This is a genomic window from Photobacterium sp. 1_MG-2023, from assembly GCF_030547945.1.
GTDB lineage: Bacteria > Pseudomonadota > Gammaproteobacteria > Enterobacterales > Vibrionaceae > Photobacterium.
This window is the reverse complement of record NZ_JAUORR010000001.1, coordinates 201,608-223,631: the sequence shown is the minus strand read 5'-3', so window position 1 is coordinate 223,631 and position 22,024 is coordinate 201,608. Positions and strand designations below refer to the sequence as shown.

The window sequence follows — 22,024 nt, the reverse complement described above, 5'->3', positions numbered from 1 at the left end:
CAACATGAACGTGAGGGATGATCGCTCACGTCGCTCACAGCAATTCAGGATGTACAGATGTCGGTAATTACAGAAAACAGTGAAGTTTTGATGCACTTTTCCATCAAGCTGGAAGACGGCTCCGTTGCAGAGTCAACGCAGGCGATGGGAAAGCCTGCCAAATTCCGGATGGGAGACGGCAGTCTGACCGACAATTTTGAACGTTGCCTGCTCGGCCTGGCCGAAGGGGCGAAGAGTCAGTTTGTTCTGGAGCCGGAAGATGCTTTTGGCCAACCGAATCCGGACAATATTCACTATGTTGATTTGGCGCGTTTTGGCGCGGATGCACCTGCAGAAGTCGGCACTATTATTGCCTTCAGTGGCCCGGACGGGCAAGATATTCCAGGTGTGATCACCGCCGTGCTTGGCGACTCCGTCACGGTTGATTTCAATCATCCGCTGTCTGGCCAGCGCGTGACCTTTGATGTTGAAGTCGTTCGCATCGAAGGCTGAACCCATTGCTGATCTGGCGCACGCGCAGACAGTAAGGATCGAAATGAAAGAGTCCTCAGATATGAAAATCTTACTTGCTAACCCTCGTGGCTTTTGTGCCGGTGTTGATCGGGCGATCAGCATCGTTGAGCGTGCGCTGGAAATGTACCAGCCGCCAATTTACGTCCGGCATGAGGTGGTCCACAACCGGTTTGTCGTGGAAGGACTGAAAAAACGCGGCGCGGTATTCGTCGAAGAACTGAGTGAAGTGCCGGACGATAACATCGTGATTTTCTCGGCACATGGTGTCTCTCAGGCCGTTCGTCACGAAGCCAAGGCGCGTAAACTCACCGTGTTTGATGCAACTTGTCCGCTGGTGACCAAAGTACATATGGAAGTGGCCCGCGCCAGTCGCCGGGATATGGAAGTGGTGCTGATCGGACATGCCGGTCACCCGGAAGTTGAAGGCACCATGGGTCAGTATGCCAGTGAGTCCGGCGGGATGTATCTGGTTGAAAAACCAGATGATGTTAACGTGCTGCTGGGCGTTGTGAAAGATCCGGACAACCTGCATTATGTCAGCCAGACAACGCTGTCGGTAGATGAAACGGCGGATGTGATTGATCGGTTACGCGAAGTGTTCCCGGCCATTCAGGGCCCGCGAAAAGATGATATTTGCTACGCGACCCAGAACCGGCAGGATGCAGTACGTGAAATGGCTGCCAGCGTGGATGTGATGATTGTGGTGGGCTCAAAGAACTCATCCAATTCAAACCGCCTGCGTGAACTGGCAGAAAAGCTGGGAACACCAAGCTACCTGACGGATTGTGCTGAAGATGTCGATGCCAATTGGTTCACGGGAATGCAAAGCGTCGGGGTGACTGCCGGAGCATCTGCGCCAGAAGCCCTGGTAAACCAGATCATTGCTCGTATTCAGTCGTTTGTTGGCGGTGAAGTTGAAGAGCTGAGTGGCCGGGAAGAGAACATGTTCTTTGAAGTCCCGCGCGAGCTTCAGGTGAAAAACGTCGGCTAAGCGTCGATGAAACGGATGAATTCAGGAACCCCGGCTTTGCCGGGGTTTTTTTTCGCCGGGAGACAGGCTAGATTAGTGGGCTGCTGAGAATTTTAAGGAGAAACAGCTATGGTCAGAATCGCGGTTGCCGGAGCGGCAGGGCGAATGGGACGTCAGTTACTTAAGGCGGCAGCTCAGTCTGAGCATGCTCAGGTCGGTGCTGCAACAGAACGTCCGCAAAGCAGCCTGATCGGAGTCGATGCAGGGGAGCTGGCAGGCATTGGAAAACTGGACGTTGCTGTGGTCGATGACTTAGAAAAGGCGATCCATGATTTTGATGTCCTGATTGATTTCACGGCACCTGTGGCGACCCTGGCGAATATCGCGCTTTGCCGCAAGCACAACAAGAAGATTGTGATTGGCACAACCGGCTTCAGTGAAGAAGAAAAAGCACTGATTGACGAAGCGGCTGGCGAGATTGCAGTGGTGATGGCGCCAAACTACAGCGTGGGTGTCAACCTGACCTTCAAATTGCTGGAAAAAGCCGCCAAAGTGATGGGCGAGTACTGCGACATTGAGATCATTGAAGCGCACCACAGACACAAAGTCGATGCGCCATCCGGCACAGCTCTGGGGATGGGTGAGGCGATTGCGAGTGCGATGGGCAATAAGCTGAGTGACGTGGCTGTGTACGCCCGTGAAGGCATTACCGGTGAACGCAGCCGGAACGAGATTGGATTTGCCACGATCCGGGCCGGCGATATCGTGGGTGAACATACGGCGATGTTCGCAGACATTGGCGAGCGGGTGGAAATCACGCACAAAGCAACCGATCGGATGACCTTCGCGAATGGGGCGGTACGCGCTGCAGTCTGGTTAGAGCAGCAACCAGCTGGCTTCTATACCATGCAGGATGTCCTTGGTTTGAATGACCTGTAATTTTTTCAACGGCCAGATTAATGGCCGTTTTTTTTATCTGTACGTGATAAAAAATGCCCCGCCTCGACCCCCGGTTTTGCATAATTTCTCAAAATGACCGAGATTGAATTCTCCTTGCGATGGCGGTTGCGTTTGCACAACTTAGGTTGCTATTTTCTGGTTTTTAGGCGCCTTAACTGAATATCGCCATCAAAAACCATGCTTATCTTGGGTTTTTTTGACTTTTTTTACGTTGTTTTCTTTTTTGGCTCTCGGTCCACAGTGCCGCAAACGGTTGCCTGAACATGCAGCCAGAAACACGGTAGAAACGGGCAGGAAAAGATGTTCTTTCACAGGTTTGGCGTCAAAGGAGACCTCTGATCGGGATATTTAAAATTAAATTTCACCCTGTTGTTGACACCTTGGACGTGGATCTCTAGAATGCGCGCAATTTGTCAAAAATCGGCTTGACTCGGTTGATGACTTTCTATGGAATGGGTGAGTGCAATTTTATCCGTTTTATTTGCGTTTTTATGAAGATTGGAGGTTGTCTTGAGCAAATCGGCGCTGTTAGTCCTTGAGGACGGGACTGTATTCCACGGCGTATCCATCGGTGCAGATGGTTCGGCCGTTGGTGAAGTTGTTTTCAATACCTCGATGACGGGGTATCAGGAAATTCTCACTGACCCCTCTTACTCTCAACAGATTGTGACCCTTACTTATCCCCACATTGGCAACACCGGAACCAATTCCGAAGACGAAGAATCTACTTCAATCCATGCGCAAGGCCTGGTAATTCGCGACCTCCCTCTGATTGCTTCCAATTTCCGCTCCCAACAGACCCTGTCTGATTATCTGAAATCCCAGAATATTGTCGGCATTGCTGATATTGACACCCGTAAACTGACCCGTTTGCTGCGTGAGAAAGGCGCCCAGAACGGTTGCATCATGGCGGGGGATAATCTGGACCCTGCACTGGCGCTGGAAAAAGCAAAAGCGTTTCCTGGCCTGAAAGGTATGGATCTGGCGAAAGTGGTGACGACCAAAGAAAACTACAGCTGGACACAAGGTTCCTGGACGCTGGAGAACGGTTTGCCGGAAGCACAGAATGCGAGCGACCTGCCTTACCATGTTGTGGCGTATGATTTCGGTGCCAAGCGCAATATTCTGCGCATGCTGGTTGACCGCGGCTGCCGCCTGACCGTCGTGCCGGCTGAAACCTCAGCCGAAGACGTGCTGGCCATGAATCCGGACGGTATTTTCCTGTCGAACGGACCAGGCGACCCGGAACCATGTACTTACGCGATTGAAGCCACTCAAACCTTCCTGGACAAAGGACTGCCAATCTTTGGCATCTGCCTGGGACACCAGATTCTGGCGCTGGCCAGCGGTGCCAAGACGGTGAAAATGAAGTTCGGCCACCACGGTGCGAACCACCCGGTGAAAGATCTGGACCGCAATGTTGTGATGATCACCAGCCAGAACCACGGCTTTGCTGCCGACGAAGAGACGCTGCCAGAGAACCTGCGCGCCACGCATAAATCTCTGTTTGATGGTTCCCTGCAGGGAATTCACCGTACCGACAAGCCAGCGTTCAGCTTCCAGGGTCACCCGGAAGCCAGCCCGGGCCCGCACGATGCGGCACCACTTTTTGACCACTTTATCGAACTGATTAAACAGCACAGCGCCTAAGCCGGAGTAGTAAAACGATGCCAAAACGTACTGACATACAAAGTGTTCTGATTCTGGGTGCCGGTCCGATTGTGATTGGCCAGGCGTGTGAATTCGACTATTCAGGCGCACAAGCCTGTAAAGCGCTGCGTGAAGAAGGTTATCGCGTCATCCTGGTGAACTCGAATCCCGCGACGATCATGACCGACCCTGAAATGGCGGATGCGACTTATATTGAGCCGATCCACTGGGAAGTGGTTCGTAAAATCATCGAAAAAGAGCGTCCGGACGCGATCCTGCCAACCATGGGCGGCCAGACGGCACTGAACTGTGCACTGGCGCTGGAAAAGCATGGTGTGCTGGAAGAATTCGGCGTCGAGATGATTGGTGCGACTGCAGACGCGATTGATAAAGCCGAAGACCGTTCACGCTTCGACAAAGCGATGAAATCAATTGGTCTGGCGTGTCCGCGCGCAGATACTGCGAAGAACATGGAAGAAGCCTACAAAGTCCTCGATATGGTCGGCTTCCCTTGTATTATCCGTCCGTCCTTCACCATGGGTGGGACCGGTGGCGGTATCGCGTACAACAAAGAAGAATTCGAAGAAATCTGCCGCCGTGGTCTGGATCTTTCTCCAACCAATGAGCTGCTGATTGATGAATCTCTGATTGGCTGGAAAGAGTACGAGATGGAAGTGGTCCGTGACAAAGCGGACAACTGTATCATCGTTTGTGCGATTGAAAACTTTGACCCGATGGGCATTCACACCGGTGACTCCATCACGGTTGCACCGGCTCAGACGCTGACAGACAAAGAATATCAGCTGATGCGGAATGCTTCTCTGGCCGTTCTGCGTGAAATCGGCGTAGAAACCGGTGGCTCCAACGTTCAGTTCGGGATTAACCCGAAAGATGGCCGTATGGTCATCATTGAGATGAACCCGCGTGTTTCACGTTCTTCTGCACTGGCGTCGAAAGCAACAGGCTTCCCGATTGCTAAAGTGGCAGCAAAACTGGCCGTTGGCTTCACGCTTGATGAGCTGATGAACGACATCACCGGTGGAGCAACGCCTGCGTCGTTCGAACCAACCATCGACTACGTTGTCACCAAGATCCCACGCTTTAACTTCGAAAAATTCGCGGGTGCAAACGACCGCCTGACGACTCAGATGAAGTCTGTCGGCGAGGTGATGGCGATTGGCCGGAACCAGCAGGAGTCGCTGCAAAAGGCGCTGCGTGGTCTGGAAGTGGGTGCCAATGGTTTCGACGAGATGGTTGATCTGGATGATCCGGAAGCCTTGACCAAGATCCGCCATGAACTGAAAGAAGCGGGTGCAGAGCGTATCTGGTACATCGCGGATGCCTTCCGTGCCGGTTTGTCTGTGGATGGCGTGTTTAACCTGACTAACATCGACCGCTGGTTCCTGGTTCAGATTGAAGAACTGGTGCAGATGGAAGCTAAAGTCAAAGAAGGCGGCTTTGCCGGTCTGACAGGCGACTTCCTGCGTCAGCTGAAGCGTAAAGGTTTCTCGGATGCGCGTCTGGCGAAACTGCTGGGTGTTGCGGAACTGGAAATCCGCAAAGAGCGTGACCGTCACGACATCCACCCGGTTTACAAGCGTGTGGATACCTGTGCGGCTGAATTCTCATCAGACACCGCTTACATGTACTCGTCTTATGATGAAGAGTGTGAAGCGAACCCGACTGACCGTGACAAAATCATGGTACTGGGCGGTGGCCCAAACCGTATCGGTCAGGGCATTGAATTCGATTACTGCTGCGTTCACGCCTCACTGGCTCTGCGCGAAGACGGTTACGAAACCATCATGGTGAACTGTAACCCAGAAACCGTCTCGACTGATTACGATACCTCGGACCGTCTGTATTTTGAGCCGGTAACGCTGGAAGATGTGCTGTCGATTGTTCGTGTTGAGAAGCCGAAAGGTGTGATTGTGCAATACGGTGGTCAAACCCCGCTGAAACTGGCACGTGCACTGGAAGCGGCCGGTGTGCCGATTATCGGCACCAGCCCGGATGCGATTGACCGTGCTGAAGACCGCGAACGTTTCCAGCAAGCGGTTGATCGTCTGGGTCTGAAGCAACCGGAAAATGCGACCGTGACGGCGATGGAGCAGGCGATTGAGAAATCAAAAGAGATTGGTTTCCCGCTGGTGGTTCGCCCGTCTTATGTTCTGGGTGGTCGTGCGATGGAAATCGTCTACGACGAAACCGATCTGCGCCGCTACTTCAACGAAGCCGTCAGTGTGTCCAACGAATCTCCGGTTCTGCTGGACCGCTTCCTGGATGATGCGACTGAAGTGGATGTGGATGCGATTTGTGACGGTGAGCGCGTTGTGATCGGCGGCATCATGGAGCACATCGAGCAAGCGGGTGTTCACTCGGGTGACTCGGCCTGTTCGCTGCCTGCATACACGCTGAGCCAGGAAATTCAGGATGAAATGCGCCGTCAGGTTGAAAAGCTGGCCTTTGAGCTGGGTGTTCGCGGCCTGATGAATACGCAGTTTGCTGTGAAAGATAACGAAGTTTATCTGATTGAAGTGAACCCGCGTGCAGCCCGGACTGTACCTTTCGTCTCGAAAGCCACCGGTGCGCCGCTGGCGAAAATTGCAGCCCGTGTGATGGCTGGTCAGTCGCTGGAACAACAAGGTTTCACCAAAGAAATCATTCCACCGTATTACTCGGTGAAAGAAGTGGTGCTGCCATTCAACAAGTTCCCGGGTGTGGACCCAATCCTTGGCCCTGAAATGCGCTCAACGGGTGAAGTGATGGGTGTGGGCGAGACTTTTGCAGAAGCATTTGCCAAAGCCGAGCTGGGTTGTGGCAAAGAACACAGCCGCGACCAGAAAGGCCGCGCGCTACTGTCTGTGCGTAACAACGACAAACGCCGAGTGGTGGATCTGGCTGCGAAGCTGGTGAAACTGGGTTATGAGCTGGATGCAACCCACGGCACTGCAGTGATTCTGGGTGAAGCGGGCATCAACCCGCGTTTGGTGAATAAGGTGCATGAAGGCCGTCCTCACATTCTTGACCGCATCAAGAACAATGAGTACAGCTACATCATCAACACGGCAGAAGGTCGTCAGGCGATTGAAGACTCCAAAGTCCTGCGTCGCGGTGCACTGGCCGAGAAAGTGAACTACACCACAACGCTGAATGCTGCCTTTGCAACCTGTATGGCACTGACTGCGGATGACCGCAATACAGTCACTTCCGTTCAGGAACTGCATGCCCGAATCAAATAAGTTTGATTCACGCTCAGTGAAATAACACTGAAATCCTGCAGGCCCCGGCAAATTGTCGGGGCCTGTTTTTTTTTGTCTCTGATCTTTGCGTGCAGCATGATCGTGATAAAACTCATCACTTGAATCTTGCATCATTCCACAATGCAATTGAGAGCATGATTGTACTTTTCAGTCTCACTTCTCCCATTTTTTGTATCTGAATCAATCTGACCTAGTTTTGAACTCAGCAAGCTTTTTTCACGGTTCATTGAGTCAAATCATCACGCTTAAAGCGTGGTGTCATGCGGCTTTGCGGATGAAAAGTCGTTCAGCACAGACAAAAATAAGGAATGGTTATGTCAGACGTCAGTTTTTTAGAGGATGCGTTCCACGGCCTGCTCCCGTTTGAGCAGGATGAAATTGCACAGGCTTATCAAGCTTGTCTCGAATTTGGGTTGCCTGAATCCAATGCGGAATCCAAACACATTCTGATTCTCGGTTGCGGGATTGCCGGTATGGTCTCGGCGGCTTTATTAAGAAAAGCCGGGCACCGGGTCACCATTGTTGAAGGGAATACCCGGGTCGGGGGGCGGATCCGGACATTTCGAAATACCCCGCAAAAGCGATATTTTGAAGATGATCATTTATCGGCTGAAGCAGGCGCAATGCGCATCCCGGATCAACACAAACTGGTGCAATACCTGATTGATTCGACTGGTGTTCAGAAGCAGCTTTTCCTGAATAAAAGTATTTCGAGAAAAGACGCGCTTTCCGGCAAGATTCAGCAGCCGGACCGGGATGCACAAGGCAATGTTGATCTTTCAAACCTGGCAGCGACCGGCAATAACCTTGTTCATGTGAACCGACGCCATGTGTTGCGGAAAAATTACGAGCTGGAAGGGTCAGATATTAATGAGTTGCTGAACTATGACCTCAACGCAAACGAGAAATTTTCCACCGCGTCTGAATTACTGGAAAAAGCGATTGGCGATCTGGTGAATCAGGTTCATGCGGATCCGAAAACAGCCTGGCCTCAGATCATTGAAAAATACGGTGAGTATTCCATGCGTCGCTTCCTGAAAGAGGCCATCGTTGAACTCAGCGGAAATGAGCATTTATCGGAAAATGCACTCGAGATGATCGGCGTGATCGAGAATCTTGAATCCCGTATGTCTTACTCCTTTATTCAGAGCTTTATTGAGCTCGCAATCATTCGGCCGGACACCGCTTTTTGGCTGATTCAGGGCGGCACAGACAAATTCACGCAAGCCTATTACGACCAGGAAAATCTTGATGATGTGACGTATCTGAATCAGACCGTCAACGCGCTGTATCTGTGCGAAGAAACCGGCAAAGTCAAAATTAAAACGGAAGTGTCCCACGATATTGCTGATCGTCTGGAGCAGGATCAGGCCGTTGCCAAGCTGCTGTCGGAACGCAGCTGGGACGAAGCCATTGTCACCATTCCGTTTTCGAGTTTCCGGATGGTGCAGGTGTGGCCGGAAATCAGTCAGGAAAAACGTAAAGCCGTGCGTGAACTGCATTACGATGCTGCGACCAAAGTGCTGCTGGAGTTCCGGGAGCGTTTCTGGGAAACCCGCAATGAGATTTACGGCGGTGGCTCGGTCACCGATCTGCCGAACCGGTTTATGTACTACCCGAGTGAGCGCATGGGTTCCAGTAAAGGCGGTGTGATGCTGGCGAGCTACTCCTGGGCAGATGATGCCCGTAAATGGGATTCGATGTCGGACTATGATCGCTATTGCTATGCCCTCAACAATGTCGCCATTGTGCATGCCGATCATGAGCCTGGCGCGGATTATGCCGTCAGGGAAGCTGCGCAACAGAAAATCCGGGATTTGTGTGTCTTCGATCCGAAGAAGTACAAGGACAATCAGGACAACATCGTTGGCGCTGCAACGGTCAGTTGGATGAACGATCCTTATGCTTTCGGCGAGGCTGCGATTTTCTATCCGGGACAGCTCCATTTACTGCACAAAGCCATTATTCAGTCGGAGTGGCCGCACCCGGAAACTGGCAAAGCCCGGCTGCATTTCGCTGGTGAACATGCATCTCTGAAGCACGCCTGGATTGAAGGGGCCGTGGAATCGGCGGTCAATGCGGCACTGCTGGCAAACGAAAATGAGTTGCCCACGCTGAAACGCGGATAAGGAGGCAGTATGAATCGGTTGCCTTATCTCAATCACCCGGACGGACTTTCGGCGGAAGCACTGGCGGCCTATGATCACATCTCGGCCAGCAGAGGGCATGTCTCCGGCGTATTTGCCTTATTGCTCAATTCACCGAAAGCTGCGGACCTGGTGGCGGATCTGGGTGGGTTTATCCGGTTCGATTCCTGTCTGAATCCGGCGGTGAAAGAGCTGGTGATCCTCACTGCACTCAGTGAAAACGCATGTCAGTTTGAGTGGGGCTATCATGTCGGTTTCGCACAAAAGGCGGGTGTGTCTCCGCAGGTGATCGAAGTGATAGGCCAGCGCTTGCCACTGGACGGGCAGTCAGAGGTCAGTGAACGCGAGCGGGAGCTGGTGGCTTACGTGCGTCGGCTGTTGGTAAACAAACGGGTGGATGATTCGTTATTTCGTAAATTTCAGGCGCAGTACACGGTGCAGGAAATCACTGAAATCACGCTGACGGCGGGCTACTACGCCATGGTCGCCGCTCTGCTGAATGCCGGTCAGATCCCGGCCGCATCCGGAAATCCGACCTTACCCGAACCGGGTGCATACCGTACCACATCTTTATAAATACAAAGCGAAAGCCGGTGCATACAGCACCGGCTTATTTTTTTATCTATCACTGAGTGGGCGATGTCCGGTGGTCTCAGCTGCATAGGGAGATGAGCAATGTCTGTGAATTTAAATCAAACCAATATTGGCTTAGACGACCCGAACTTTCAGACCGTTTTTGCTAACTTACAGGGCAACATTCTGAAAGGTCACGGCCGCGATGCCGCCCGGCATGTTTTTTTCAGTCTGGGTTCGGATGAAGCCGCCAACCGGCGCTGGATTCGGCAACTGGCTGAAACAGTGACCTCTATGTCGGAACAGGATCGCCAGCATCAGGCCTTTAAACAGCAGGGCAAAGCCGATCATCTGTTTGTCAATCTGATGCTCAGTGCGACCGGATACCGCCACCTTGGGGTGGCGCAGACACAATGGCCGGATGATCAGGCGTTTCTGGCCGGGATGAAAGATGTAACGCAGCGCTACGATACTGCGCCACGGGGGGATCACAAACCCACAGTAAATCCCCTGAATGATGACTTATCACAGTGGGAAACACCGTTTACACAAACGATTGATGGCATGGTGATCTTCGCGCTCAGCGGCGATCCGGCAACGGTTGAGCAATCGCTGGATCATCAGGTTCAGGCCCTGAAGCAATCCCTGGATGGCATCGGGCAGATTGTCGTGGTGCAGCGTGGTCATGTGATGCGTAATGACAAGCAGCAGGTGATTGAACACTTTGGTTTTGTGGATGGGGTCAGTAATCCAAAGTTTCTCTTCTCGGAGCTGAATGAGGAATACCGTAACGGCGGTTACAGCCAGAATGATCCGAGCGCGCCGCTCAGTCTGGTGATGGTGCCGGATCCCGGTGGCGATCAGTCGAGTTTCGGCACCTATGTGGTGTACCGGAAGCTGCAGCAAAACATCAAGGGGTTCTGGCAACGCGCGGATTTGCTGGCCAATACCTTATCTGAAAAAGCGGATCGGAAAGTTTCGCCGGACTTTGCGGGTGCCCTGTGTGTCGGACGGTTCAAAGACGGCACCCCTATCAGTGAACAGGCCGGGGATGGCTGGACCAATCTGTTCAATAACTTCAATTTTGATCAGGATGCCGATGGCTTGCGGTGCCCGTTTCATGCCCATGTCCGCAAGACCAATCCACGGGGTGATACGGTTCGTCAGTTTAATTCACCGCCCACGATCGAACGCAGTCGCCGGATTGTCCGTCGCGGGATCAGTTTTGGGGATACGGAACTCAACCCTGCCACGGAATGGACGGATGCCGGGCTGCTGTTTCTGAGTGTTCAGGCCAGCATTGTCGATCAGTTTATTTTCATGCAGCACACCTGGTGTAATAACGAAAACTTCCTGCGCGGAGATGTCGGGTTAGATCCTTTGGTGGGTCAGCTTCAACCCGGACAGACGCCGGAATCACAGACTTGGTCGACTGGCTGGGGAAGCCCGACGGCAGACAAAGTAAGCTTCAGCTTTTCCGGATTTGTGCGTACAAAAGGCGGCGAGTACTTCTTTATGCCGAGTCTTCATTTCCTGAAAAACTTACCGGCATGACAGGAGGTCCAATGCAAGACGATCCGACAACAATGCCCGTCGCCCGTTATGTACTGAAAGCCATTCAGGCCAATGGTGTTGACCATGTATTTATGGTCCCAGGCGGAGTGGTGGACCCGTTTCTCAATCAGTTTGGAACGGGGGATGAGGATGTGAAAGCCATCGTGGCGGCCAGTGAAACCGGTGCAGCTTATATGGCGGATGGCTATGCCAGAGCCAGTGGTCGGTTTGGTGTCTGTATGGGCATCGGTGGTCCCGGCACGGCCAATATGATCGGGCCGCTGGCAACGGCTTATACGGATGAGTCCCCGGTGCTGGCGCTGGCCGGGGAAATTCCGACCGCTTGGAATGGCCGCGGTGGTTTTCAGGATGCCAGTGAAGCCGGTCTGAATGACATCAGCATGCTGAGTCCGGTGACGGAAATGGCGATGAAGGTCCCGGAAGCGGACATGGTGCCGCATTTGCTGGACCGGGCATTTCGCACCATGCTGGGACAGTCACTCAGGCCGGTCAGCCTGAGTTTTCCCAAGGAAATTCAGACGCAGACGCTCAACAGCCAGCAACACCCTGTGCCGGTATTGCATGATTCGGCACGCACGCCGCGCGCCTTTGATCTGAAGGGTGCTGAGCAATTGTGTCAGGGGCTGATTCAGGCCAGCGAACAGGGGAAAGCCAATGTATCGATTCTGGTCGGCAGCGGAGCCATTCGGGCCGAAGCCACGCAGGCTCTGATAACCTTCGCGGAAACCTACCAGATCCCGGTGGCAACAACCCTGAAAGCCAAAGGTGTCTTTCCTGAAAATCATCCGCTCTCTTTGGGGGTATTCGGGTATTCAGGCACGCAGCACGCAACGCTGGCCTTGCTGCATCAGCATGCACTGGCGGCGGGTCAATCTGAGATAGCAGACAATCAGCTGCTGCTTGTGCTGGGTTCGAGCCTGAACCAGCGGGATACCATGCGTTGGGATCGGGCTTTAACACCGGAAGCAGGCATTTATCAGGCCGATCTGGACATCGGGATTTTCGACAAAAACTTCCCGGTTCAGTTCCCGATTCAGGGCGATGTGAGTGCGGTGCTGGACTGGCTGACGATGCCAGTACAGACAGAACGCTTAAAGCCGTTGCAGGCAATGAATTCGCGGCGCCAGTCATGGCTTCGCACGATAAAGGATCTCCCCAGGTTTTATGAACCGGAGGACCTGAACAGTCATGCGGTGCCGATGAACCCGGCGCGGGTCATTGCTGAACTGCAGCGTATCGCGCCGAAAGACTCCGTGATGATTGGAGATTCCGGCGCGCACCGGGCGTTTGCCGGACATTACTGGCAATGTGATGGCCCCAGGCAGTATCTGACGGCCACAGCACTGGCGCCGATGGGCTGGGCGATCCCGGCTGGTGTGGGGGCCAAAGTGGCCAATCCGGATCATCCCTGTGTGGTGATCACCGGGGACGGTTGCATGCTGATGAACGGGATCGAGATTCAGACGGCAGCGCGACATCAGTTACCCTTGGTGGTGCTGGTGATCAATAACAGCGCGCTGGGAAATGTTTACCTGCGCGCTGAAACCGACAATGCCAAAGCGCTCACAACGCTGGCCACACATGACTGGGTGGCATTTTCCCGCGCATTGGGCGGGGATGGCATCGTGGTTAAGTGTCCGGAGGAGCTGGCCCAAGCCTTTGATCGGGCTTTTACCGCCAAAGGCCCCTTTGTGATTGATGCTCGTTGTGACCCGAACATTCAAACACCGGTAAACCCATGGCGTCAGGAACTGGCGCATCCCGACTGGTCGGAATCCTGATTGTTCAGAGAAGGAGTGAAATGGATGGCAAAGTTACCTTTGATTGAGCGCGCTGATCTGGATGCGCAGGGGCAGGCAATTTACGACACTTTGCTGGGACCGCGAGACGGATTGTCCGGGATGTACCGGACCTTAATGAACCATCCGGTACTGGCACAGCATATTGGTCAGCTTGGCACTTATGTCCGGTATGAAAGTGAATTGGCAGGCGATCTGCGTGAACTGGGTATTCTGGCGACAGCCCGCTGCATTGGTGCCCCTTTTGTCTGGGAGAAGCATATTGTTCCGGCGGAGCGTGCCGGATTACCGCAACAGGTGATTCAGCAGGTTCTATCCGGAGATTTAGCGAGCGCAACGATGAAACCTCTTTACCTGAATACCTGGCAGGTGGCTCAGGATGTGGCGTATCAGCGCGGAATTGCTGAGACGACGCAACAGGCATTGATTGATGAAATCGGGGTGCAGGGATTGCTGGATCTGGTGATGGCTTGTGGCATGTACCGTATGATATCAACGGTGGTATTTTCATTTGATGTACCGTTGCCGGAAGCCGGTGAAGCACCGTTCTGAACCGCAATCTTATCCATCTCCCGGCCCTCAGAAAGTCTGAGGGCCGGGGATCAATGCGGAAGCATCAGTAGGCATTGTAGAGGTCGGTATACAGGATGCGTTCGAATCGGGTAATGTCCGGATCCGTCGGTGGCGCATCCGCTGGCTTTTCGGGGGGCAGATAGTTGGTGACAAACTGAACGACCAGCAGCGATTGACCGGATTTTGCTGTCATCACGCCAGCGAGATTGAAAGTGCCGTACAAAGAACCGGATTTCGCGGCCAGGTGCTGTTTCACGGGGGCCTGACGCACACTTTGACGATATTTCAGCGTACCGGTTTCACCTGCGATCGGAAAATCAGCCAGTAACCCCAGTTGCTTATCATGCTGATAAATGTAAGTGATTACTTTCATCATGTCCGTTGCCATAATCCGGTTATCCCGCGACAAACCTGAACCATCGGCCAGAACAGCAAGGCTGAGGTCAATGCCTGCGTGTGCTTGAATGATTTCCTTGATAGCGGCTGTCCCGTTGCGGAAACTGCCCGACTGTTCGTAGTAACGCTGTCCCAGAGTTTTCGCCAGATTATCAGCGATCAGATTATCTGAGTCTTCCAGCATGACTTTCAGTAACACGGGCAGCTTGTCTGAATGATGTGAGACCAGCATCTTGCCCTGTTTCCGGTCATTTCGCAGGATTTCCCCTTTGAACTGAATCCCATTCCGTTTCAGCTCTTGCTGCAGCACACTGCGGACATAAGCTTCGGTATCAACCACGGCGAAATTCAGTGGCAGGGGATTTTCCCGCTGAGGCAGGCAGCCCGAGAGCTGATAATGGTTTCCGGGTTGAGTCACCAGTTCTAATGCACAGAATTCTGATGTCTGTTCCTCTTTGGTCACGACTTTTGCTGTGCTGGTGGCAGAAATGGGCTGATGTGCAGGGACATGTAGCCGGGTCAGTTGTCCCGGTTGCTGGTCACTGTACAGGGCTGCCTGCACACAGTTGTGCTCGAGTGTGATGCTGCTCGAGGGGGCGCTGTAACAGACGCCAAGGCTGTCCCATGGCCAACCCGGTGCCTGCTCATAGCCGGTAAACTGGCTCCCGTTCAGATAAATATTGCCGCGAATCCGGCGAATGCCCTGCTTTTTCAACTGGCGCAGCATGGCCGTTAAATCCTGGCGCGACAATGTCGGATCACCGCTGAAGTTCAGGATCAGGTCATCGCCCTGTTGCTCGATTTGGGTCGTAAAACGGAAATTGTCTCCGAGGTACAGCTTTGCGGCTAATGCGGTCAGAACTTTTTGGGTACTGGCCGGTGCCTGAAGTTGTTCCGCCCTTTGGCTGTAAATGAGTTCGCCTGTGGCCGGATTGCTGATCATCAAAGCAAGGTCGTGCCCGGGAGGCAGCGTTTCAATGGCCGCCTTCGGCGAGAAACTGGCAAATGCCGGAGGCATCAGCAGCAGGGAAGAAAGAAGAAGGCCAACTGTTTTTTTCATCATTGTCATTATTTGCCGTTGCAGGTTGAATCGGGAATCTTAGGGATTTTGAGACCGCTCCGGCAAATAAAGTTCGTCAGTATCCTGTTAAATCATCCGGAAAGGGATTTGCTTTCCAGAATATGACGGTGTTGAACGATGCGCAGGCTGATCTCATCATTTAAGTCGGGTGAACTGGGTGGGGCATCATTCCCCTTATTTTTCATGCGTGATATAGCATATCAGCTCAGAGGAAACACTGCATGATGGCGACATCGTCATAGATAAAGAGACTTTTTCGGACACTTTATCAGAACCATGATTCAGAGGTTGCATCCGGGCCTGAGTATTAGGTATCTTGTGGGACAGAAATTGAAGTTCTTCTATATGCGTTAGCCCAGACTTGTGCTGGGCTGGCTTTTTTTTTGTCCGAAAAGCAATCTCGCTTTTTTGGCGTTTCGAGGTAGATAACATTATGGAAAAGATCCCAATGACAGTCCGCGGCGAACAGCAGCTGCGTCAAGAGCTGGACGCCTTGATGAAACGTCGTCCACAGATTACTGAGGCCATTGCTGAAGCGCGTGAACTGGGTGATCTGAAAGAAAATGCTGAATATCACGCTGCCCGCGAAGAGCAGGGAATCTGTGAAGCTCAGATCCGTGACATCGAATATAAACTGTCTGTTTCGCAAGTGATCGATGTGACCAAGATGACGAACACAGGAAAAGTCATTTTTGGCGCGACAGTCTCGCTGCTGGATATCAATACAGATGATGAAGTCACTTACTGCATCGTGGGTGATGATGAGGCCGATATCAAACGTGGTCTGATTTCGGTGAATTCACCAATTGCTCGTGGGTTGATTGGCAAACAGGAAGGTGACGAAGTCAGTATCGCCACACCGGGCGGTAAGAAAGAATTCGAAATCGAAAAGGTCGAGTATATTTAATGACCGGGGGCCAGCAGGTTTATTGTTAATAAATGTAACAACCAAGCTGGCCTGTCACGATAAAAAAGGCCGCGTTGGCGGCCTTTTTTATTTGCGTGGAAGCTCGATTTTTCGATCTTCAGACTGACGATATAGCACCAGGATGTTGCCGATCACCTGGACTTTTTCTGCCTGAGTTTCACGGACGATCGCGTCAACAATCAGTTGTTTGGTTTCGCGTTCTTCCGCAGCAACCTTCACCTTGATTAATTCGTGATGGCCAAGGGCCAGTTCAATTTCTGACAGCACGGCTTCAGTCAGGCCGTTTGCCCCCATCAGGACAACTGGCTTCAGGCTGTGAGCAAGGCCTTTCAGGTATTGCTTCTGTTTGGTGCTTAGATTCATGGTGACTCAATATCTATAACAAGGGTTGAAAACAGGGTATTCTAACGCCATCTAGTCAATATGACTAACGTTGTTTCGTTACGCTGGTGTTCCTGCCAACTCTGGGCCACAGTAAAAGTAGTACCGCTGAACCAGAACGGGAACAAAAGGTAGCTTGGTGTAAACGCATTGGGTAATGCATGAGTAAAAAGAAACATTCGGCCAGCTCAGGGCGCTGGCTGAAAGAACATTTTGATGATAAGTATGTCCTGGAAGCTCAAAAGAAGGGCTACCGTTCCCGCGCTATTTTTAAGCTGGAAGAAATCCAGAATAAAGATAAGTTATTGAAACCAGGAATGACCGTGGTGGACCTCGGGGCTGCACCAGGTGGCTGGTCTCAATATGCAGCGAATGTGGTCGGTGATGACGGGCAAGTGATTGCCTGTGATATTCTGCCCATGGATTCGCTGCCGGGTGTCAGCTTCTTACAGGGAGATTTCCGTGAGGAGGCTGTGCTGGATGCGCTGCTCGAACGTATTCAACCAGACATGGTGGATGTGGTGTTGTCTGATATGGCGCCGAACATGAGCGGCAATCAGGCATCCGATCAACCTAGAGCAATGTATCTTGTTGAACTAGCATTAGATATGTGCAGACAGGTCCTTGCACCAAACGGAAGCTTTGCAGTAAAAGTATTCCAGGGCGAAGGCTTTGATCAATATCTGGCAGAAGTGCGTAGTATGTTCAAGGTCGTTAAAATCCGTAAACCTGACTCCTCCAGGGATCGATCCCGGGAAGTCTATATTGTGGCTACAGGTTATAAACTGTAGTACTCTACATTCATCTTTAAAGTTATCGCGAGGTTAACACCTTGAGTGACATGGCAAAAAACTTGATTTTGTGGTTAGTCATCGCTGTGGTGCTGATGTCTGTTTTTCAGAGCTTCGGTCCCGGTGATAGTGCTGGCCGTCAAGTCGACTACACAACTTTTGTCCGGGAAATCGGTCAGGATCAGATTAGGGAAGTACGATTCAATGATCGTGAGATCACGGTATTTAAGCGTGATAACACCCGTTACTTGACTTACCTGCCTGTCTTGAATGACCAGAAATTACTGGACGACCTGATCAACGCAAATGTCAAAGTCGTTGGGACACCACCGGAAGAACAAAGCCTGCTGGCTTCTATCTTCATCTCCTGGTTCCCGATGCTGTTGCTGATCGGGGTATGGATATTCTTTATGCGTCAGATGCAGGGCGGCGGTGGCAAAGGCGCCATGTCGTTCGGTAAATCTAAAGCGCGCATGATGAGTGAAGATCAGATCAAAACAACGTTTAATGACGTTGCTGGGTGTGATGAAGCCAAAGAAGATGTGAAAGAGCTGGTGGATTACCTGCGTGACCCGAGCCGCTTCCAGAAACTGGGGGGTAAAATCCCAACAGGTGTTCTGATGGTTGGTCCTCCGGGTACGGGTAAAACCCTGTTGGCGAAAGCCATTGCTGGTGAAGCCAAAGTACCGTTCTTTACAATTTCCGGTTCTGACTTTGTTGAAATGTTTGTCGGTGTGGGTGCATCCCGTGTCCGTGACATGTTTGATCAGGCGAAGAAAGCTGCGCCTTGTATCATCTTCATCGATGAGATTGATGCCGTCGGTCGTCAGCGTGGTGCTGGTGTGGGTGGTGGTCACGATGAGCGTGAGCAAACCCTGAACCAGATGCTGGTTGAAATGGATGGTTTTGAAGGTCACGAAGGGATTATCGTGATTGCGGCAACGAACCGTCCGGATGTTCTGGACCCAGCTCTGCTGCGTCCGGGCCGATTCGACCGTCAGGTGGTTGTTGGCTTACCAGATGTCCGTGGCCGTGAGCAAATTCTAAAAGTTCATATGCGTAAGGTCCCGCTGGATGGTGATGTTGAACCATCACTGATTGCCCGTGGTACGCCAGGATTCTCCGGTGCCGATCTTGCGAACCTGGTGAACGAAGCGGCACTCTTTGCCGCACGTGGAAACAAACGCACCGTCTCTATGGTGGAGTTCGAGCTGGCGAAAGACAAAATCATGATGGGCGCAGAGCGTAAATCGATGGTGATGTCTGAAGATCAGAAAGAATCGACGGCTTATCACGAAGCAGGTCATGCCATTATTGGTCGTCTGGTGCCGGATCATGACCCTGTCTACAAGGTCTCGATTATTCCACGCGGTCGTGCACTGGGTGTCACCATGTATCTGCCAGAGCAGGATCGTGTCAGCCACTCGAAAGAGTACCTGGAATCCATGATTTCCAGTCTGTATGGTGGCCGTCTGGCGGAAGAGCTGATTTACGGTTTCGAAAAAGTTTCGACTGGTGCATCGAACGACATTGAACGTGCCACAGATATCGCACGTAAAATGGTGACACAGTGGGGTTTCTCAGAAAAGCTGGGTCCTCTGCTTTATGCAGAAGATGAAGGTGAAGTTTTCCTGGGCCGTTCTGTGACCAAAACCAAGCATATGTCTGAAGACACTGCGCGTGCGATTGATGAAGAAGTTCGTTCAATTATTGATCGGAACTATGAACGCGCACGTGAGATTCTTGAAGGCAATATGGACATTCTTCATGCGATGAAAGATGCGCTGATGAAGTATGAAACCATTGATGCTGGTCAGCTGGATGATCTGATGGAGCGCAAGTCTGAAATCCGTGCCCCGAAAGGGTGGGGGGATAAAGACGATACACTGAAAGCGGACACGCTTGAATCAGAGAACAAAGTGGCAAGTACTGAAGGGAAGGATGCGGAAAAACCAGCAGACAAACCTGAGCAGGTGCAACCACACCACAGCGAAGAAAATGACAAGCCACAGGCCTAAACCTTGTGGTGAGACCAAAACCCCGGGGCGACTCGGGGTTTTTTGTTTCCAGGGTAATATGATGAACCTTAGCAAGTGAGCCACGCCAGCGTGTGCTCCCCCAGTCAGGAGTAATGGGCCTTGTTATTGAAAAGTAAAGAAAAAGCACTTGACCTTTCTTACCCGCATACCATGGGTATTCTCAACTTCACGCCGGATTCCTTCTCCGATGGCGGTCAATTCAATCATTTGGATAATGCGCTGCGACACGTGGAAGCGATGCTGGCCGTTGGCACCAGTATCATTGATGTGGGTGGCGAGTCTACCCGGCCTGGTGCGGCGGATGTGTCGGTTGAAGAAGAACTGGCGCGTGTCGTCCCGGTCATTGAAGCGATTCGATCGCGATTTGATTGCTGGATTTCTGTGGATAGCAGCAAAGCAGCCGTGATGACAGAATCGGTGAATGCTGGCGCGGATTTGATTAATGACATCCGGGCACTGCGTGAACCCGGTGCCATGGCAGCTGCGGCTCAGGCCGGTGTCCCGATTTGTTTAATGCATATGCAGGGCCAACCGCGTACAATGCAGCATGAGCCACACTACGAGGATTTGCTCAAGGATGTGAATACATTTCTGACTGAGCGAATTCAGGCTTGTGAAGCAGCAGGTATAAACCGGGATCAGTTGATTCTGGATCCGGGGTATGGCTTTGGGAAAACCCTGACGCATAACTATCAGTTGCTGGCTCATCTGGATAAATTTCATCAGTTTGGCTTACCCCTGTTGGTGGGGATGTCCAGAAAATCCATGATCTGTAAACTATTGAATAAATCACCTGCGGAAGCGTTGGCAGGGAGCCTTGCGTGTGCGTCCATTGCGGCAATGAAAGGTGCCCAGATTATCCGGGTTCATGATACTCAGGAAACTCAGGACGTGCTGGCTGTCTGCCGAAAGACGCTGGAACAGGCAAAATAAAGAGCTAGGAGCTATTTTTCATGGCTGAACGTAAATATTTCGGCACCGACGGTGTCCGTGGCCGGGTTGGCCAGTCACCGATCACCCCAGAATTTGTGTTGAAGCTGGGCTGGGCTGCCGGCCGGGTTCTGTCTCAACAGGGCACGAAAAAAGTCATTATCGGAAAAGATACCCGGATCTCAGGCTATATGCTGGAATCTGCGCTGGAAGCGGGGCTGGCAGCAGCAGGTTTGCAGGCAGCATTTACCGGTCCGATGCCAACCCCGGCGGTGGCTTATCTGACACGGACTTTCCGTGCTGAAGCGGGCATTGTGATTTCTGCTTCTCATAACCCGTATTACGACAACGGAATCAAGTTTTTCTCTTCTGAGGGCACTAAACTGCCGGATGAGGTGGAAGCTGCCATTGAAGCGGAACTGGATAAAGAGCTGGTGTGTGTTGAGTCGGCCAGTCTGGGGAAAGCTTCTCGGATCAATGATGCTGCCGGTCGTTATATTGAGTTCTGTAAAGGGACTTTCCCGTCTCACTTAAGTCTGGCGGGCTATAAAATTGTTGTCGATTGTGCACATGGTGCAACCTATCACATTGCCCCGAATGTCTTCCGTGAGTTAGGTGCTGAAGTGATCACGCTGGGCTGTGAGCCAAACGGTATCAATATCAATGCTGAAGTGGGTGCCACAGATGTGCGTGCGCTTCAGGCAAAAGTGATCGCAGAAAAAGCACATTTCGGCATTGCGCTGGATGGTGACGGCGATCGCGTGATCATGGTGGATGAAGAAGGCAATAAGGTGGATGGCGATCAGATCGCATACATCATTGCACGTCATGCACAAAACCGGGGTGAGCTCAAAGGCGGCGTTGTCGGCACCCTGATGACCAATCTAGGCATGGAACTGGCACTGAAAGCATTGGATATTCCGTTTGTCCGGGCCAAAGTGGGTGACCGCTATGTGATGGAAGCGCTGGTGAAGCATCAGTGGAGTATCGGTGCGGAAAACTCCGGCCACGTGATTGTGCTGGATAAAGTGACCACGGGTGATGGTATTGTGGCTGGCCTGCAGGTTATGGCTGCGATTGTGGGCACGCAAAAAACGCTGCAACAGTTGTGTGAAGGCCTGACCATGTTCCCGCAGATACTGGAAAATGTCCGGTTTGCTGGAGATGCCAACCCGCTTGAATCCGAAGCAGTTCTTGCTGCGCAACAGGCAGCTGAAGCGCAACTGGGTGAACGTGGGCGCGTGCTGCTGCGTAAGTCCGGTACTGAACCGTTGATCCGGGTGATGGTCGAAGGCGAAGATGAAGCACTGGTTCGTGAATCAGCGTTGTCAATTGCACAAGCTGTGAAAGAAAACTGCTAAGGTTTTGCATCATAAAGAATTCCGGTCAGCAGTGTCTCATCGGAATTCTTTTTACAAAAACGATTATTTCTTACTCAAGTGATCCACCAATTGC

Annotated in this window: 17 protein-coding genes; 15 read left to right on the top strand and 2 right to left on the bottom strand. The window is 52.1% G+C overall.

All coding sequences use genetic code 11. The features are described from left to right. The first annotated feature begins 57 nt into the window (after window positions 1-57). The 10 genes from fkpB (at window position 58) to Q4579_RS00915 (ending at window position 14,002) form a co-directional block, all read left to right on the top strand. Window positions 58-492, top strand: a complete 435-nt coding sequence (fkpB, locus tag Q4579_RS00960) for an FKBP-type peptidyl-prolyl cis-trans isomerase (RefSeq protein WP_303560918.1) — start codon at window positions 58-60, stop codon at window positions 490-492. A 61-nt stretch (window positions 493-553) separates the two neighbouring features. Further along, window positions 554-1,504, top strand: a complete 951-nt coding sequence (ispH, locus tag Q4579_RS00955) for a 4-hydroxy-3-methylbut-2-enyl diphosphate reductase (protein ID WP_303560917.1) — start codon at window positions 554-556, stop codon at window positions 1,502-1,504. Between the two features lie 108 nt (window positions 1,505-1,612). Further along, window positions 1,613-2,422, top strand: a complete 810-nt coding sequence (dapB, locus tag Q4579_RS00950) for a 4-hydroxy-tetrahydrodipicolinate reductase (RefSeq protein WP_303560916.1) — start codon at window positions 1,613-1,615, stop codon at window positions 2,420-2,422. Window positions 2,423-2,953: 531 nt separating this feature from the next. After that, window positions 2,954-4,093 (top strand): glutamine-hydrolyzing carbamoyl-phosphate synthase small subunit, encoded by a 1,140-nt coding sequence (carA, locus tag Q4579_RS00945; RefSeq protein ID WP_303560915.1) that lies wholly within the window; start codon window positions 2,954-2,956, stop codon window positions 4,091-4,093. Between the two features lie 17 nt (window positions 4,094-4,110). After that, the gene (gene carB / locus Q4579_RS00940) at window positions 4,111-7,335 is read left to right on the top strand and encodes a carbamoyl-phosphate synthase large subunit (protein WP_303560914.1); all 3,225 of its coding nucleotides are present in this window, start codon (window positions 4,111-4,113) and stop codon (window positions 7,333-7,335) included. A gap of 335 nt (window positions 7,336-7,670) precedes the next feature. Further along, window positions 7,671-9,485, top strand: coding sequence for an FAD-dependent oxidoreductase (locus tag Q4579_RS00935; RefSeq protein WP_303560913.1), 1,815 nt, complete (start codon window positions 7,671-7,673; stop codon window positions 9,483-9,485). A gap of 9 nt (window positions 9,486-9,494) precedes the next feature. Continuing rightward, the gene (locus Q4579_RS00930) at window positions 9,495-10,079 is read left to right on the top strand and encodes a carboxymuconolactone decarboxylase family protein (protein WP_303560912.1); all 585 of its coding nucleotides are present in this window, start codon (window positions 9,495-9,497) and stop codon (window positions 10,077-10,079) included. A 99-nt stretch (window positions 10,080-10,178) separates the two neighbouring features. Then, window positions 10,179-11,630 carry a Dyp-type peroxidase gene (locus tag Q4579_RS00925; RefSeq protein ID WP_303560910.1) on the top strand — a complete coding sequence of 484 codons (1,452 nt, stop codon included), beginning with the start codon at window positions 10,179-10,181 and terminating at the stop codon, window positions 11,628-11,630. 11 nt (window positions 11,631-11,641) lie between these two features. Then, a complete protein-coding gene (locus Q4579_RS00920) occupies window positions 11,642-13,432 on the top strand; it encodes a thiamine pyrophosphate-binding protein (RefSeq protein ID WP_303560908.1) in 1,791 nt (596 codons plus the stop codon). 24 nt (window positions 13,433-13,456) lie between these two features. Beyond that, window positions 13,457-14,002, top strand: a complete 546-nt coding sequence (locus Q4579_RS00915; protein ID WP_303560906.1) for a hypothetical protein — start codon at window positions 13,457-13,459, stop codon at window positions 14,000-14,002. A 64-nt stretch (window positions 14,003-14,066) separates the two neighbouring features. Here the strand turns inward: Q4579_RS00915 and dacB are convergent, their stop codons facing one another. Further along, window positions 14,067-15,479 (bottom strand): serine-type D-Ala-D-Ala carboxypeptidase, encoded by a 1,413-nt coding sequence (dacB, locus tag Q4579_RS00910; protein ID WP_368501947.1) that lies wholly within the window; start codon window positions 15,477-15,479, stop codon window positions 14,067-14,069. A 454-nt stretch (window positions 15,480-15,933) separates the two neighbouring features. Here dacB and greA point away from each other — a divergent pair, with 454 nt between their 5' ends. After that, window positions 15,934-16,407 carry a transcription elongation factor GreA gene (greA, locus tag Q4579_RS00905; protein ID WP_303560904.1) on the top strand — a complete coding sequence of 158 codons (474 nt, stop codon included), beginning with the start codon at window positions 15,934-15,936 and terminating at the stop codon, window positions 16,405-16,407. 87 nt (window positions 16,408-16,494) lie between these two features. On the opposite strand, the gene yhbY is transcribed toward greA, so the two are convergent. After that, on the bottom strand, window positions 16,495-16,791 hold the full coding sequence (gene yhbY, locus Q4579_RS00900) for a ribosome assembly RNA-binding protein YhbY (protein ID WP_211647220.1): 297 nt from the start codon (window positions 16,789-16,791) through the stop codon (window positions 16,495-16,497). A 179-nt stretch (window positions 16,792-16,970) separates the two neighbouring features. On the opposite strand from yhbY, the gene rlmE reads away from it, so the two are divergent. The 4 genes from rlmE to glmM all read left to right on the top strand — a co-directional run bounded on the left by rlmE (window position 16,971) and on the right by glmM (window position 21,930). After that, a complete protein-coding gene (gene rlmE, locus Q4579_RS00895; protein WP_211647221.1) occupies window positions 16,971-17,600 on the top strand; it encodes a 23S rRNA (uridine(2552)-2'-O)-methyltransferase RlmE in 630 nt (209 codons plus the stop codon). A gap of 50 nt (window positions 17,601-17,650) precedes the next feature. Further along, window positions 17,651-19,618 carry an ATP-dependent zinc metalloprotease FtsH gene (gene ftsH / locus Q4579_RS00890; protein ID WP_303560902.1) on the top strand — a complete coding sequence of 656 codons (1,968 nt, stop codon included), beginning with the start codon at window positions 17,651-17,653 and terminating at the stop codon, window positions 19,616-19,618. 120 nt (window positions 19,619-19,738) lie between these two features. Next, on the top strand, window positions 19,739-20,572 hold the full coding sequence (gene folP / locus Q4579_RS00885; RefSeq protein ID WP_303560901.1) for a dihydropteroate synthase: 834 nt from the start codon (window positions 19,739-19,741) through the stop codon (window positions 20,570-20,572). A gap of 20 nt (window positions 20,573-20,592) precedes the next feature. Continuing rightward, entirely contained in the window at window positions 20,593-21,930 is a 1,338-nt protein-coding gene (gene glmM / locus Q4579_RS00880) for a phosphoglucosamine mutase (RefSeq protein ID WP_303560900.1), read from the top strand. Window positions 21,931-22,024 lie beyond the last annotated feature (94 nt).